13 protein-coding genes are annotated in these 14,368 nt (G+C 65.6%); 5 read left to right on the forward strand and 8 right to left on the reverse strand.

The window, feature by feature from the left end; translation table 11 throughout:
• Positions 1 to 231: 231 nt before the first annotated feature.
• Together AB3X95_RS23985 and AB3X95_RS23990 are read right to left on the reverse strand one after the other, a co-directional pair.
• Positions 232 to 390 carry a hypothetical protein gene (locus tag AB3X95_RS23985; protein WP_176107149.1) on the reverse strand — a complete coding sequence of 53 codons (159 nt, stop codon included), beginning with the start codon at positions 388 to 390 and terminating at the stop codon, positions 232 to 234.
• 163 nt (positions 391 to 553) lie between these two features.
• Positions 554 to 1,942: a hypothetical protein gene (locus AB3X95_RS23990; RefSeq protein ID WP_368622704.1), complete on the reverse strand. Its 1,389-nt coding sequence runs from the start codon at positions 1,940 to 1,942 to the stop codon at positions 554 to 556.
• 328 nt (positions 1,943 to 2,270) lie between these two features.
• Between AB3X95_RS23990 and AB3X95_RS23995 the strand changes: the two genes are divergently transcribed.
• Together AB3X95_RS23995 and AB3X95_RS24000 are read left to right on the forward strand one after the other, a co-directional pair.
• A complete protein-coding gene (locus AB3X95_RS23995; protein ID WP_368622705.1) occupies positions 2,271 to 3,404 on the forward strand; it encodes an AGE family epimerase/isomerase in 1,134 nt (377 codons plus the stop codon).
• 299 nt (positions 3,405 to 3,703) lie between these two features.
• Positions 3,704 to 3,907, forward strand: a complete 204-nt coding sequence (locus AB3X95_RS24000) for a cold-shock protein (protein ID WP_013092907.1) — start codon at positions 3,704 to 3,706, stop codon at positions 3,905 to 3,907.
• A gap of 130 nt (positions 3,908 to 4,037) precedes the next feature.
• Here AB3X95_RS24000 and AB3X95_RS24005 read toward each other — a convergent pair whose 3' ends face one another.
• The gene (locus tag AB3X95_RS24005) at positions 4,038 to 5,660 is read right to left on the reverse strand and encodes a methyl-accepting chemotaxis protein (RefSeq protein WP_368622706.1); all 1,623 of its coding nucleotides are present in this window, start codon (positions 5,658 to 5,660) and stop codon (positions 4,038 to 4,040) included.
• Positions 5,661 to 5,943: 283 nt separating this feature from the next.
• On the opposite strand from AB3X95_RS24005, the gene AB3X95_RS24010 reads away from it, so the two are divergent.
• Positions 5,944 to 6,378 (forward strand): PaaI family thioesterase, encoded by a 435-nt coding sequence (locus AB3X95_RS24010; protein WP_176120798.1) that lies wholly within the window; start codon positions 5,944 to 5,946, stop codon positions 6,376 to 6,378.
• Positions 6,379 to 6,464: 86 nt separating this feature from the next.
• Here the strand turns inward: AB3X95_RS24010 and AB3X95_RS24015 are convergent, their stop codons facing one another.
• From AB3X95_RS24015 to AB3X95_RS24030, 4 genes are read right to left on the reverse strand one after another with little or no spacing between them, the layout of a single operon-like run.
• Positions 6,465 to 7,313, reverse strand: coding sequence for an ureidoglycolate lyase (locus AB3X95_RS24015; RefSeq protein ID WP_184225448.1), 849 nt, complete (start codon positions 7,311 to 7,313; stop codon positions 6,465 to 6,467).
• 52 nt (positions 7,314 to 7,365) lie between these two features.
• Positions 7,366 to 8,109 (reverse strand): SDR family oxidoreductase, encoded by a 744-nt coding sequence (locus tag AB3X95_RS24020; RefSeq protein WP_368622707.1) that lies wholly within the window; start codon positions 8,107 to 8,109, stop codon positions 7,366 to 7,368.
• Between the two features lie 33 nt (positions 8,110 to 8,142).
• On the reverse strand, positions 8,143 to 8,973 hold the full coding sequence (locus AB3X95_RS24025) for an amidohydrolase (protein WP_368622708.1): 831 nt from the start codon (positions 8,971 to 8,973) through the stop codon (positions 8,143 to 8,145).
• 7 nt (positions 8,974 to 8,980) lie between these two features.
• The gene (locus tag AB3X95_RS24030) at positions 8,981 to 10,021 is read right to left on the reverse strand and encodes an aldo/keto reductase (RefSeq protein ID WP_368622709.1); all 1,041 of its coding nucleotides are present in this window, start codon (positions 10,019 to 10,021) and stop codon (positions 8,981 to 8,983) included.
• A gap of 251 nt (positions 10,022 to 10,272) precedes the next feature.
• Here AB3X95_RS24030 and AB3X95_RS24035 point away from each other — a divergent pair, with 251 nt between their 5' ends.
• Both AB3X95_RS24035 and AB3X95_RS24040 read left to right on the forward strand, forming a co-directional pair.
• Entirely contained in the window at positions 10,273 to 11,058 is a 786-nt protein-coding gene (locus tag AB3X95_RS24035; protein WP_176366385.1) for an IclR family transcriptional regulator, read from the forward strand.
• Positions 11,059 to 11,186: 128 nt separating this feature from the next.
• Positions 11,187 to 11,732: a hypothetical protein gene (locus AB3X95_RS24040; protein ID WP_368622710.1), complete on the forward strand. Its 546-nt coding sequence runs from the start codon at positions 11,187 to 11,189 to the stop codon at positions 11,730 to 11,732.
• Between the two features lie 42 nt (positions 11,733 to 11,774).
• Here the strand turns inward: AB3X95_RS24040 and AB3X95_RS24045 are convergent, their stop codons facing one another.
• A complete protein-coding gene (locus tag AB3X95_RS24045; RefSeq protein WP_368622711.1) occupies positions 11,775 to 14,225 on the reverse strand; it encodes a GNAT family N-acetyltransferase in 2,451 nt (816 codons plus the stop codon).
• Positions 14,226 to 14,368: the final 143 nt, after the last annotated feature.

Below are 14,368 nucleotides of genomic sequence, written 5' to 3' on the forward strand. Positions count from 1 at the left end.
GCAGTTTCGCTCCACGCTTCCTCCCTACGCCCGGTCGCCCTCGCGCAGTTGCGCTTCGCTTCGCTCGCTGTGATCAACTTGCGGTGGGACTTGCACCCACAAGAGTGCGCCCATGCTGGGCGCACAACAAAAAGCCACGATTCGCATTTCGCGAATAGTGGCTCAATGAATAACGCACCCGAGGTGCGCGCCCCAGCGCGTCGTGTCGCGCTGAGGAAGGTACGGCTGGACTTAGTCCGTCAGCTTGATGCCGAACAGCGTGGACTGCGCGCGGCGCAGACGCTCCGCTTCGCGGGCACGGGCCGCATACGAATAGTCCGAATCCAGCGGCAGATGAGGCGACGCAAAGAGGTCGCTGATCTTTTGGAACAGTGCAAAGATGAAGCTCATGGCGACTCCCGGTTAGTGACTGCATTGCTAGGGTTTTCCCTTAGCCATGATTATAGGGGTTTTCCCTAGGAAAAAGCTAGTGCAATGCAGCAAAATTTCGGTGCGGTCGTTGTCGCGGTGTCACGGCGCCGGGAGGTGTTGCATCGCGACAACATCCCCCGATTCAACGACCGGGTGGGCGGCCGTGCTGAGCGCGAGCATGCCTCGCGTGTGTCGGCGTAGCGCTGGGCTGTAGGGGCGCGTTGGGGAGCGCCGCGGTGGGGGTCGTGACGGCGGCGGTCGCCGTCGCCGCGTTCGCTGTCGCCGTGTTCGCCGTCGCGGCCATCGCCGTATGCGAGTCGAGCAGGCTCACCATCGCCGCTTGCTGGTTCTGCATCATTTGTTCGATGCGCTGTTGCTGGGCCGTCGTCTCGTGTGTGAGGCGCATCAGCAGCAGCGTCTGCGCGATGCCGATCGCCACCGTCACCAGCAGTGCACCGACCACGATCGACAGCATCCATTTCACGCGCCGCGAATGATCGGTCGCGGCGCGGCGCTGATCGGCAATCACGCCATAGAGCGCATCGACCGTATCGGCGAACGCGGTGGCACGCGCGCGGTCGAGTTCCGGTTCCGAGCGTTGCGCGGTGGCAGCCGCGTCGGTGCGGCGCGCGTCACGCCACGACGTGGCGAATCCGGTGTGGTTGTCTGCGGACGCGGGCCGGGGTGTCGTCAACGGCGCGGTGGTCGAGGACTTGTCGTCCTGTTTCGGCGTCACAGCCTCTGGCGAGGCGGACTGAGTACGCGTCACGGACTCGTTGGTGGACATGCGCGTGCTACTGTCGTCGTCGGTCGCGGCGGACGTTGCGGACGAGGCTGGAATCGCAGCCGCAGTCGCATCGCGCGATGCCGTCGCGGCTTTCGCAAAGGTCGCAGCGAAACGCTGCTGCGGCTTGCCCGCGCCCGCCGTCGCTGCCGACTCCGCTTCAGCCGCCTGACGCAATGCGGTCACGCTGCGCGCGACGGTCGCGGCGGCCATCGCCGAGCTCAGCGGCGCGGATGACTCACGCGAAGGGGGGGTGAGTTTGTCGTCGGTGTTTGCTCCGGCGTTCGGCGTTGCATCGTCGGAGGCGCCGTTCGCGGGCTTGCTTGCGGGCGCATCGGCAGCCGCCATCGCCGGTTCGACGTCAAACCCGCTCAACTGCTCGTTCACCGGCATCGGTACATCAAGTTTCGCCGCACGCGGTGCGCGTCGCGCAGTCTTGTCGAGCGCCATGTGTTCATCGAATGCGCCGACCGCCTGCAGCACCACGTCCGGCAACTCGAACCCGTGCAGCGTGCCCTGGCGGACGTCGATGTTCATCGCTTCGAGCGTCGCGCGGGTGGGATCGTCGGGGAACAGGTCGAGCGTGCTGTCGTCGCGCGCGACGCCGCTCAGTTGCGCGAGGCGTTGCGCCGAGCGCGCCGCGCGCGCCAGCTTGTTTTCGGTTTCAGTGGAGACGGCGCCCTGCCGCTGCTTCTTCGAAGCGACGCGCCGGGGCCTGGACTGCGGGGATGCTGCGGAATCTGCCATAGAGGAAAAAGCGGTCGTCGCCAGGAACGGGCGCCGGATGCCGCTCGTCATTGCCGTTGGAATATTTAGAGCCAGCATTGTCGCATGGCGCTCCGCCCGCGCCGAAGCCATTCCCCGACGATTTGCGCGCTTTCGAGGCCCTCGCGCGTTTCACGACCTCGCAGGCGTCGAGCATTCCGGATGCTTGCTTGACTCGAGGTGTCAGCGCGAGGCGTTTGCTTTATGCTAGGCCGCAGACCACAGCGACCCGGCCGAGCGGACCCCTGAGCCGCCACCCTGAGCGCCGCCTCGATACACTGCGCACGTTCCGCGCCCGAACCAACCGACCATGCCAAGCACGACCCCTCCCCCTGCTTCGACGACCACCGCCGCGAACGCGCTGCGCGAGCACTTCGCGAATGTGGTGCTGCCGATGTGGCGCGGGCCCGGCTTCAACCACGCGTTGCAGCTGCCCTACGAAGCGCTCGACGCCACCGGAGCCGAGCCTTTGCCCGCGCAACGCTATCGGGCGATGGCGTGCGCGCGGCAGTTGTTCACGTTTGCGCAAGCGGGCGACATGGAACACGCGAGCGTGCTGTTCGATTCGCTGACGCGCACCTTTCGGGACGCCGAGCACGGCGGATGGTTTTATAGCGTCGACGCGCTCGGCGTGCCGCTCGACACGACGAAGGATCTCTACACGCACGCTTTCGTCGTGTTCGCTTGCGCGGAATACGCGCGGCGCTCCGCCAACCTCGACGCGCTGAAGCTCGTACACAGCACGACCGCGCTGATCCAGTCGAACTTCGCGGCCGACGGCGATCTGTTCAACGCCGCGCTGAACGTCGACTTTTCGAAAGTCACCGCCACGCCGCTGCAGAATCCGCTGATGCACCTGACCGAAGCGTGGCTCGCCGCCTGCCAGGCGACGCGCGATAACGTCTTCGGCGCCGCGTTGCGCCGCCTCGCTGGCGCGGTCGCGCGACACTTCGTGCATGCGCCGAGCGGCTGCATCGCTGAACTGCCGATCGGTGCGAGCGGCAATCGTCTTGAGCCGGGACATCAGTTCGAGTGGTACTGGCTGGTCAGGCAGCCGGGCGCGCTGTTCGACGGCACGGGGCTAACGGAAGCGCTGGTGCGCGCTTTCGCCTTCGCGCAACAGCATGGCGTGGACCCGAACAACGGCGGGGTGTGCGCATCGCTCGACGAGGCTGGCAACGTCAGCGACGCGACTCAGCGGATCTGGGCGCAGACGGAATACCTGCGCGCGCTCGCCTGTCACGACGATCCGGCCGTGCGCGCGGCGCTGCCGCAACAGATCGCGCGTTTTCAGCGATGCTTTTTGCATGAACATGGCTGGTTCGAATGCAAGACGTCGAGCGGTGAAGTTGCGCGCGCCGACATGCCGTCAACCACGCCTTATCACTTGGCTACCGCCTATGCGGCGCTGCCCGTGGGTGCCGAATCGGCAGCGGGAACTTAGCCGAATTTGTTCATCGATAAATGAAATTGAACGCTTGATCGTCTCAATAAAGAGCCGCATGCATGGACGACGATCCGCCGCCGGGTCGCGAGGAAATTAATGCCGCTGGTAAACCCTAGCGCGAAAAAAGTTCTCGCCAAACGTTCTCAAAGCGCGAAAAAACATCAAAACCGGGAATACCCGGATGCATGTTGATTGGCGTCTGTCATAAAGACGTGATACAACTCTTCCCTCGCGCTCGCTTTGCATTCGAGCAAGAGCGGTCGCGATGCAATACACAACATTTATTTGGATCAAAAATGGCAACAGGTACTGTTAAGTGGTTTAACGATGCAAAGGGCTTTGGCTTCATCACCCCGGACGACGGCGGCGAAGACCTGTTCGCACACTTCTCGGAAATCCAGGCATCGGGCTTCAAGTCCCTGCAGGAAAACCAGAAAGTGTCGTTCGAAGTCAAGCAAGGCCCGAAGGGCAAGCAGGCTGCAAACATCCAGTCGATCTAAGTACCTTCAGGTACTTTGAGACAGACTTGGGCGTCACGATAGGCCTCTAAAGGCCCCTGCGTCTAATGCAAATGGCTCGCTTTACGCGGGCCATTTTCTATTTCTGCGTCGCGTTTTCAAGCGTCGCTGCTTAAAGCGCATGCATTCCGGTTAATGCGAATTCAGCATTTACTGCGGACATTGCAGTCCGCTGTTGCGTGCGCAACACACTTTCAGAAATTTCGAACACAGAAACGGCCTGTTTCAATTGCTCGGTCTGCTGATGCAGCGAAGCCGCCGCCGCTGCGGCCTGCTCGACGAGCGCCGCGTTCTGCTGCGTCATCTCGTCCATCTGCACGACCGCCTGGTTCACCTGCTCGATGCCGGTGCTCTGCTCGAGCGACGACGCGCTGATTTCGGCCATCATCTGCGTGACGCGCGAGATCGACGCCGACACATGGCTCATCGCTTCGCCGGCGCGCTCGACCAGCGCCGAGCCGCCCTGAATCTCCGCGACCGATTCGCTGATCAGCGTCTTGATTTCCTTCGCCGATTGCGCGCTGCGTTGGGCGAGGCCGCGCACTTCGCCGGCCACGACCGCGAAGCCGCGGCCCTGCTCGCCGGCACGCGCCGCCTCGACGGCGGCATTGAGCGCGAGGATGTTGGTCTGGAACGCGATACCGTCGATCACCGAAATGATCTCGGCGATTTTGTCCGAGCTCTGCGCGATGCCGCGCATCTTGTCGACCACCTGGTTGACGACTTCGCTGCCGCGCGACGTTGCGTCGAGCGCGGTCTCGGCGAGCGCGTTGGCTTCGCGCGCGTGATCGGCGTTCTGGCGCACGGTCGCCGTCAGTTCTTCCATGCTCGACGCCGTTTCCTCGAGCGATGCCGCCTGGTTTTCGGTGCGTGCGGACAGATCGGCGTTGCCGGTCGCGATTTCGTTGGCGCCGAGATGGATCGAGTCCGCCGATTCGCGCACGCGGCTGACGGTGCGTGCGACGCTCGCCTGCATCGTCGCGAGGCCGGAGAACAGGCGGCCGATTTCGTTGCTGCCGCGCGCGGCGATCGGTTGATCGAGACGGCCTTGCGCGATGCGCTCGAAGTGGCGGCCCGCCTCTTCGAGCGGTGCCACGACGCCGCGGCGCAGCGCCGTATAGACGGCAAGCGTGCCGGCGACCAGCACGAGCAGAATCACCACGCTGACGATGCGAAACGCCGCCACGCGCGCATCGATCGAAGCTAGCGACGCGCGGCTCGCGGCGTCGCCGAATTGCTCGAAGTTGTGCACTTCCGCCAGATAGGCGTCCTGAAACGATTGCGTGGGTTGATCGAGGAAGGCCTGAATGTTGTTCGAGTCGAGATACTGCACGAGCTCCGCGAGCGCGCCGTGCAGCGTCTTGTAGCGTTCGGCGAGCGCGGTGGCGCGCGCGCTGTCTTCGTCGCTGGTCTTCTGGGCGCTCATGAAGCCCGCGAAAGACTGATCGGCGGCGGCGAGCTGTTCGCGAGCGTGCTGCACGATGTCCGTCGGCTCGGCGCCGCCGCGCACCATGCGCGTGCCGGCGCGCGACAGGTTGATGCGCGCGTCCATCAGGCGCTGCGTCGTCTGGTTGACCGCGTCGACCTGCTTCAGCGCGATGCTCGCCAGATCGCCGACGTCGTCGTGCGTGCGGGTCAGCGACCAGAACCCCAACCCTACCGTGACGAGCTGGAAGACGCAGAACGCGGCCAGAACACATAGCAGGCCGGATGCGACCTTGATCTTGCTGAACATCGGGGACACCTGGGAACAAAGGATGACGGAGGCTACACCAGGGTTAACGGCAGCCCGATTAATGGCTTGAGGTCAAATCCCGCAAAAAGCGCCCTACGTGCACGTTTCATCGGCGATCGTCGCGATTGTGGTCGTTTTGCGCAACAATGCTCCGTTCATCGCGAGGAATCACCTTGCGCAGTGCAGCGGCACTTCCTAGAGTGGGTAGGGACCGCGTGGCGCTCGCCGTGCGGATGTACTGCTGCACCGATGCACCACCCCGACCCTGCACGAAGGAACCACGATGACCGACCTACTCGACCGGGCGCGCGGCGCACTGCACGCCCAGCCGTTCAGCATGCTGCTAGGCGCGGAGTTGATGCACGCCAGCAGCGAAGAGCTCACCCTGTGTCTGCCGATTCGCGATGAACTGCGGCAGCAGCATGGCTTCGTGCATGGCGGCGTCATCAGTTATCTCGCCGACAATGCGTTGACGTTCGCGGGCGCACTGTCGCTGGGTCCGAGAGTCGTGACCGGTGAATACAAGATCAACTATCTGCGCCCGGCAGTGAAGGGCACGCTGATCGCGCGCGCCAGCGTCGTCTATGCGGGCCGGCATCAGGCGACCTGCCAGTGCAGCGTGTTCGTGATGGAGGGGAATCGCGAGAAGCTGGTGGCGGTTGCGCAGGGGACCGTGAATCGGATTGGGGAGAATGGAGAGCAGGAGGCGGGGAGTTAAAGCCGCGCGGCATGAAAAAGGCCGCTCCTGCTCGTAACAGGAACGGCCTTGCATTTCACAGCGACAAGACAGGAAGAGAAAGCGCGTTACTCCGCCGCGTAAGTCTTCTGCGTCTGCTCGCCGAGCCCTTCGATACCCAGACGCACCGTCTGCCCCGGCTTCAGGAATACCGGGTTCGGCTTCACGCCCATGCCGACGCCCGGCGGCGTGCCGGTCGAGATCACGTCGCCCGGCTGCAGGCTCATGCACTGCGACACATACGACACCAGCTTCGCGACACTGAAGATCATCGTCTTCGTGCTGCCGTTCTGGTAGCGATGGCCGTCCACTTCGAGCCACAGGCTCAGGTTCTGCGGATCGGCGACTTCATCTCGCGTGACGACCCACGGGCCGATCGGGCCGAACGTGTCGAAGCCCTTGCCCTTGTCCCACGTGCCGCCGCGCTCGATCTGCCATTCGCGCTCCGACACGTCGTTGACGACGCAGTAGCCGGCCACGTGCTCGAGCGCGTTCGCTTCGTCGACGTACTTCGCCGCCTTGCCGATCACGACGCCGAGTTCCACTTCCCAGTCGGTCTTCTTCGAGCCGCGCGGGATTTCGATGTCGTCGTTCGGGCCGCTGATCGCGCTCGTCCACTTGTTGAAGATGACCGGTTCGGCCGGCACCGGCAGGTTCGATTCCGCCGCGTGATCCGCGTAGTTCAGGCCGATGCAGATGAACTTGCCGATCTTGCCGACGCACGGGCCCACGCGCGGATTGCCTTCGACGAGCGGCAGCGTTGCCGGATCGATCGCGCGCAGTTTCGCGAGGCTTTCATCGCCGAGCACAGCGCCGTCGATATCGCCCACCACCTTCGACAGATCGCGAATCTTGCCTTGCGCGTCCAGCAGGCCCGGCTTTTCCTGGCCCTTCGGCCCATAACGAAGCAGTTTCATCGTTGCACTTTCCTTTACGTTCAGTAGTGTTCGGTTCGTCAATCAATCAGAATCAGTTCGACCATCCGCCGTCGATCACATGGAGTTGGCCCGTCGTGAACGACGACTCGTCGGACGCGAGATACAGCGCGAGCGCGGCGATTTCCTCCGGCTTGCCGATGCGGCCCATCGGCTGACGCGCGACGAACGCGGCCTGCACCGCATCGACCGACGCGCCCTGCGCTTGCGCCTGCGCGGCGATCCGCTGTTCGAGCGACGGCGAAGACACCGTGCCCGGGCAAATCGCGTTACAGCGTACACCACGCGTAACGAAATCCGCGGCGACGGACTTGGTCAACCCGACCACCGCGGCTTTCGACGCACCGTACGCGAAGCGGTTCGGCACACCCTTCACGCTCGACGCCGCCGACGACATGTTGATGATCGAGCCGCCGCCCCTCTCGAGCATGGCCGGCAAGAACGCGCGAATCATACGGTACATCGCCTTCGCGTTGAGGTCGAACGCGAAATCCCAGTCCTCCTCGCTGCATTCGAGGATATTGCCCGCATGCACGTAGCCCGCGCAGTTGAATAGCACGTCGATCGTGCCGACTTCAGCGGCGAGCGCCTTGATCGCCGCGCCGTCGAGTACATCGAGCTTGCGCGCCTCGACCAGCTTGCCGGCGAGTCCGTCGATGCGGATATCGGTGGCGATCACGCGCGCGCCTTCGCGCGCGAACAGTTCGGCGGTGGCGAGACCGATACCTTGTCCCGCCGCGGTGATTAGGGCCGTTTTGCCGGCCAGTCTTTGCGTCATCTACGACTCCAGTTGAATGGGCTGCTAACGAAATCAAAGCCGATAAAACGCGGCGGCGTTCTCGCCGAACACGGCGTCGCGCTCGGCGTCGCTCAACGACGCGAGCAGCGTGGTCGCCACCGAATGCCACAGCAGATAGTCGCCGTTCAGTTCGAGCACGGGCCAGTCGCTGCCCCACATCAGCCGCGCCGGGCCGAAAGTGTTCAGCAGATGCTCGACGTAGGGCCGCAGCGTGTCTTCGGTCCAGCCGGGCGATGCCTCGGTCGCGAGTCCCGACAGCTTGCAGTGCAGCTGAGGGAATGCGGCGAGCCGGGTAATCGCATCGCGCCACACCTCGTAGCCCGCCTGGCCGAAGCGGATCGGCGGCTTCGCGCCATGATCGACCACCATGCGCAACGCCGGAAAACGCTGCGCGAAAATCTCGACGTACTGCACGTGACGCGCGTAGATCAACGCATCGAACGCGAGGTCGTGCGCGATCAGCGCGTCGATCGCCGGCGTGAGGTCGGGGTTCGCGATCCAGCCGTCGTCGGGCAGGTCCTGCAGCATCGGCCGCACGCCCTTGAACTTCGGCTCGCGCGCGAGCGCCTCGATCAGATCGGGCGCGTTCGGCAACAGCAGCGGCACCCAGCCGACCACGCCCGCGATCGACGGCTCGTGCCGCGCGATGTCGAGCAGGTAGCGGGTTTCGTCGAGCGTCGGCGCGGCCTGCACGACCACGGTCCGCTCGATGCCGGCCTGTTCGCGCAACGGCTTCAGATCATCAGGCCCGAACGGCCGGTAGAGAATTTTCAGCTCCGGCGTCAGCCACTCGTAGTCGCCCCGCGCGGGGTCCCAGTAGTGCTGGTGAGCGTCGATCGGCATGGTCGGTTCAGTCCTCGGGCGCGGGCGCGCGGGGGTCGAGCAGGCCCGCGGCGCGCAATGCAGACCACAAGGCCGCGGGGATCGGCTGCTCGAACGACGCGACGTTCTCGCGCAATTCGTCGGCACTGCGCGCGCCGGTCAGCACGGTGGCGACCGCCGGATGCGCATACGGAAACTGCAACGCGGCGGCGGCGAGCGGCACATCGTGCGCGCGGCACACCGCTTCCAGACGCGCGACGCGCTCGATCACCTCGGGCGGCGCAGCGCCGTAATTGAACTTCAGATCGCCTTCGACGCCGCGCGCCAGAATGCCCGAATTGAACGCGCCGCCGAGCAGGATGCTGACGCCACGCGCTTCGCAGGCGGGCAGCAGATCTTCGAGGGTGGTCTGCTCGAGCAGCGTATAACGGCCCGCGAGCAACGCGCAATCGATATCGAACTCAGCCATCGCGTCGAGGATCACCGCGCCTTCGTTGACACCGAGGCCCACCGCCTTGATCGCGCCGGTCGAACGCAGGCGCTCCAGCGCGCGGAAACCGCCGCCTTCGGTTAGTTGCCGCCAGTAGTGCGGGTGCCGGTCGCCGTGCGTGAGGCGGCCGATGTCATGCACGAGCAGGATGTCGATATCGATGATGCCGAGGCGCTGCTGGCTGTCCTCGAACGAACGCAGAATGCCGTCGTGCGTGTAGTCGTAGATCGCTTCGAACGGCAGCGGATTCTGCCAGCCTTCGCGGTCGTCGAATGGCGACGTGCGCGGCACGAAGCGGCGGCCGACCTTGGTCGACAGCACATATTCGCCGCGCGGATAGTGGCGCAACGCGGCGCCGAGCCGATGCTCGGCCTTGGTGTTGCCGTAATGCGGCGCGGTGTCGAAGTAGCGCACGCCCGCGTCCCAGGCGGCGGCGATGGTCGCATGGGCCTCCTCGTCGGACAGGTCGCGATACAGGCCGCCGAGCGGCGCCGTGCCGAGCCCTAGTCCGCTCACCTGCAACGAGCCGCGGCCGATCCGGCGCCGTTGCCCGATCCTGGATCCGATCGATGCCGACATGAGCGTGTCTCCCTATTTTGTGGTGTTTTTACCATGCGACGGGCCCAATGCGCAGCCAGAAAAGGCGCGCCTTGCTCACGCGTGCATTCATTCACCAATGAACGTATTATTCATATTCGAATTTTTCCAAGTCAAGAAAACTGCGCGACGCGATGCCCGGGGGTTTTCCCTGGACAGCAGACATTCAGTTCGCGAAACGCTGCGCGCGCGCCAGATAATAAGAAATCCCGACGAGATCCCCTACCCTTACGATGGACGCCGAAGACAAAGACGACGACCGCTACCGCGCCCCCGCACTGGATAAAGGCCTCGACATTCTCGAGCTGCTGTCCGAGCAGAAGGAAGGACTCACGCGCGCCGAAATCACGCGCCAGCTGGGCCGCAATGCGAGCGAGATGTACCGGATGCTCGAACGCCTCGTCGCGCGTCAATACGTGGTGCGCTCGGCGGCCGGAGACCGCTATTCGCTGAGCCTGAAGCTGTTCGCGCTCGCGCACCGTCATCCGCCGATGAACCGGCTGATCGCCGAAGCACTGCCGCTGATGCAGCGCTTCGCCGACGCGGCCGAGCAGTCGTGCCACCTCGTCGTCTACGACCGCGGCAACCTGCTGGTGATCGCCCAGGTCGACGGGCCGGGCACGTGGGGCATGTCGGTGCGGCTCGGCTCGCGGGTCGGACTGATCGACACCGGCTCGGGGCGCGTGATGCTCGCGTTCCAGAGCGTCGAGCAGCGTCAGCAGATGCTTGCCGAGCACACCAAGGTGAAGGGCGAAGTGACGCTCGATCGCGACGCGCTGGAGGAGGCCTGCGAACGCATCCGCGCGGCGGGCTTCTGGCAGAAGGACAGCCAGCAGACCTTCGGCGTCACCGACGTGACGTTCCCAATCCTCGCGCCGTCGGGACAGGCGATCGCGGTGCTCACCTGTCCGTATCTGCGGCGGATCGACGAATACGTCGCGCCGACGCTCGAAGCGGCCACCACGCTGCTGCGCGACACGGTGCAGGCGCTGTCGATGTTCCGCGAGCAGGCCGCGTAATCGACAAGGTGCGCGGCAAGTTGCGCGACGACGTTCGTGCGGCTGCACGCACGCGCACTTGGTTTAGAATGGCGGCCCTTCCAAAATACCGCCGCATGACGGACTCATGCGCGCGCATCGATTGAGCAATGGCCAAACTTCTGACCGATTCCGAATTCCAGCGTTTTTCCGAACTCCAGCAGAAGCAGTCGAGCTTCACGATCACCGCGGCAGAAGCCGACGAACTGCGCGACATCGTCGCTCACGCGCAGAAGCGCCGCGACGACCGCGCCGCCGCGATGCAAAGCATCGAGACTTTCATCCAGCAATTCGACATCACGCCCGACGAGCTGTTTTCGCCCGAGAAGATCGGCGAAGCGGCGCGCACCTACGGCCTGATTCCGGCCGCGCGCAAGGAGCGCGTGCTGCCGCCGTCGCTGACGTTCAACGGCAAGCCGTACCAATGGACCACCCGCCCGCTGCCCGATGAAATTCGCGTGCCGCTATTCGACGCGTTCAAGGGCGGCGAGTCGGTGAAATCGTTCATTTCGACGCTGAAGGACGCGAACCGCTGCGCCGCGACGATCGCGCGGCTCGAGCGCGAAACCGGGGCGGTGTATGCGCAGGCATGGCTCGATGAGCTGTCGGTCACGCGCGCGCAAGTCGATGAGGCGGCGCAGAAGCTGGCGGCGTGAGGTGATGAAGCCGTGCGTTGAGCGGCTCGCGACCTAAGCCGCTCAAACCCCCGGCTGATTCTGCGCGGCGGACTTCGGCTCCGCCCCCGCCGTTTCGTCGAGCGCCATCCGGAAGCCGACCACGCCGGGGTCTTCGGTCCGCGTGATCGTGAAGCCGCTGGCCCTCGCCAGCGCGATCATCGCGGTGTTCTCGCGCAGCGCCTCACCGATCAGCCAGTGCGTATCGCGCGCCCGCGCGTACGCAATGATCCGCTGCATCAGCAACTGGCCGAGGCGGCGCCCCTTCTGATCCGAGCGCACGGTCACCGCGAATTCGGCTGTCTCGTTGTCGGGATCGGCCACCGCGCGCACCACGCCGAGCGTCTGCGCGACGCCGTCTTCGTTCTCGACCGTCGCGATCAGCGCCATTTCCCGGTCGTAATCGATCTGCGTCATGCGCGCGAGTTGCGAGTGGTCGAACGCGCCGACCGCACCGAAAAAACGCAGCCGCAAATCTTCCGGCGTCATCGCGTTCACGAACTCGCGATGCGCGTTTTCGTCTTCCGGGCGAATCGGCCGTACCGTTATACGCATACCCTGCCAGTCGATCGTTTCCTCGAAGCGGCGCGGATACGGCACGATCGCGAGACGGCTGCGCTTCCCGCCGACCCGCAACACCGGATCGACCACCGTCACGCGGTCCCGGTAGACCCTCAGCTTCAACGACAGGCCGACGATCTCGCGCACGTCGCAAACCGCTTGCGACAATGCCGTCAACGCGGCGAGCGTCGGCTCCGGCGCGACCAGCCTCGCGTATTGCGAACGGGTGACGATATCGCGCGCGAGCATCGGATTGAGCGGCGGCAGGCCGTACACGTGCAACCCGCTGGAAACGCCGTCGATCGGCGGCGCGGCGAAGCGGAACACGGGGCCGAAGTTGTCGTCGTCGTGCAGTTCGACGGCGACGTCGACGATGGGTTTTGTCGCGCTGTCGGCATCGGCGCACGGCGCAGCGGGGCCCGGCGCAGTGGCGCCCCCTTCTTCCGCACCCTCCACCTGCAACCCGAATCGCGCCAGAAACCGCGCCGCCGCGTCCCCGGCGAGCTCGCTTTCGCCCGCCGCCAACGCTTCGCGAGCCTGCGCCTGGGCGGCGTCGATCGACTCGGGAATCTGCGCGGGCAGGCCTTCCGGCGTTTGCATCAGCAATTCGCGACCCAGCCGGTAATCGACCAGCCGGGCGAACGCGCGCGCGAGCCGCTGCGGCGTCGTGTGCACCGGGATGCCCTGCGCATGCAGCGCGTCGCGCCTCGCCGCATCGACACCGCCGAAGAAGCATGCGAGCAGCCCGCGATACGCAAAGCGCTGATGCTCGATCAGCGCCTGCGCGACGTCGTCGACGGGCGCTCCATGCGTCGATGCGTGCACCACGACGGCGGTGCCGGTCTCGCGATACTCGCCGAGCAGCTTCAGCGCGGTGCCGAAGTGTTCAGGACGTGCGCCGTCGCCGAGCAGCAGCGGATTGCCGCCCACCGCGAGCGGCAGCGCCTCGCGCAGCGCAACCGACGCCGCGGCCGGCCACGGCGCGAGCAGGCCGCCGGCGGCGCCGAACGCGTCGCGCGCGAGCGTCGCGAGACCCCGGTCGCTGGTAATCAGCGTCGCGGTGGCGCCCGCCGCCACGCGGCCGACGCCGAGCGTTTCGATTTCGTCGAGCAGATCGTCGAGCGCGTCGACGCGCACGAGGCCCGCGCGCCGGAACGCCGCTGTATAGAGACCGTCGGCGGGATCGTCGCGGCCGGAGCGCAGCGCGAGCACCGGCTTGTTGCGCGCCGCCGCGCGCGCGGCCGACATGAACTTGCGCGCCGCCCGCACGCTGTCGAGTTCGACCAGGATCGCGCGGGTGCCGGGGTCGCTCGCGAGGTAATCGAGCACGTCGCCGGCATCGACGTCGGCCTCCGCTCCGAGCGCCACCGCGTGCGAAAAACCGAGCCCGCGCGCGCGTGCCCAGCCGAGCACCGCGTTGGTCAGCGCATTCGACTGCGACACCCAGGCGACGCCCCCCGCCTTGACCGTGCAAGACGGCGCGCCCAGATGTGCGCCGATTGCCGGCGACACCACGCCGAGACTACCCGGCCCGACGATGCGCAACAGATGCGGCCGCGCCGCCGACAGCGCGTGCCGCAGCTCCAGCCGGTCTTCCTCGCTGCGCGCCTCGCCGACGATGATCACGGCGCGCGTGCCCATGCCGCCGAGCTTGTGGATCAACGAGGGCCATGTCGCGGGCGGCGTGCAGATCACCGCGACGGTGGGCGCCTGCGGCAGATCGCTTACGTCGGAGATCACCGGGTGCACGCCGAGCGTCGCGTGCTTCGGATTGACCGGCCACAGCGGGCCGTCGAAGCCGCCTTCGAGCACGCGCGCCCAGACCATCGCGCCGATGCTGCCCGGCCGTTCGGACGCGCCGATCACGGCGACGGATTTCGGGCGAAACAGGGCGTCGAGATTGCGAACGGTCACGGTCGCTCCATGCGGTTGGACAGGAATTGGAGCCGGCTTCGCGGCGGGGCGGGTGGTTCCGTCAGCATAGGCGAAGTCGCGCGCTGCCGCCGGGACGTCGTGGCGACCGAAAAGAAAAAAGCCGCGTCGATCGACGCGGCTTT

It is taken from the genome of Paraburkholderia sp. BR13444 (assembly GCF_040948755.1).
GTDB classification, from domain to species: domain Bacteria; phylum Pseudomonadota; class Gammaproteobacteria; order Burkholderiales; family Burkholderiaceae; genus Paraburkholderia; species Paraburkholderia youngii.

What these genes read in the sequence shown, in the direction of transcription:
- AB3X95_RS24015 (WP_184225448.1), bottom strand. Translation starts at nt 7,313, where the DNA reads ATGAAACTGCTTCGTTATGGGCCGAAGGGCCAGGAAAAGCCGGGCCTG.
- AB3X95_RS23985 (WP_176107149.1), bottom strand. Translation starts at nt 390, where the DNA reads ATGAGCTTCATCTTTGCACTGTTCCAAAAGATCAGCGACCTCTTTGCG.
- AB3X95_RS24000 (WP_013092907.1), top strand. Translation starts at nt 3,704, where the DNA reads ATGGCAACAGGTACTGTTAAGTGGTTTAACGATGCAAAGGGCTTTGGC.
- AB3X95_RS24035 (WP_176366385.1), top strand. Translation starts at nt 10,273, where the DNA reads ATGGACGCCGAAGACAAAGACGACGACCGCTACCGCGCCCCCGCACTG.
- AB3X95_RS23995 (WP_368622705.1), top strand. Translation starts at nt 2,271, where the DNA reads ATGCCAAGCACGACCCCTCCCCCTGCTTCGACGACCACCGCCGCGAAC.
- AB3X95_RS24020 (WP_368622707.1), bottom strand. Translation starts at nt 8,109, where the DNA reads ATGACGCAAAGACTGGCCGGCAAAACGGCCCTAATCACCGCGGCGGGA.
- AB3X95_RS24025 (WP_368622708.1), bottom strand. Translation starts at nt 8,973, where the DNA reads ATGCCGATCGACGCTCACCAGCACTACTGGGACCCCGCGCGGGGCGAC.
- AB3X95_RS24030 (WP_368622709.1), bottom strand. Translation starts at nt 10,021, where the DNA reads ATGTCGGCATCGATCGGATCCAGGATCGGGCAACGGCGCCGGATCGGC.
- AB3X95_RS23990 (WP_368622704.1), bottom strand. Translation starts at nt 1,942, where the DNA reads ATGGCAGATTCCGCAGCATCCCCGCAGTCCAGGCCCCGGCGCGTCGCT.
- AB3X95_RS24010 (WP_176120798.1), top strand. Translation starts at nt 5,944, where the DNA reads ATGACCGACCTACTCGACCGGGCGCGCGGCGCACTGCACGCCCAGCCG.
- AB3X95_RS24005 (WP_368622706.1), bottom strand. Translation starts at nt 5,660, where the DNA reads ATGTTCAGCAAGATCAAGGTCGCATCCGGCCTGCTATGTGTTCTGGCC.
- AB3X95_RS24040 (WP_368622710.1), top strand. Translation starts at nt 11,187, where the DNA reads ATGGCCAAACTTCTGACCGATTCCGAATTCCAGCGTTTTTCCGAACTC.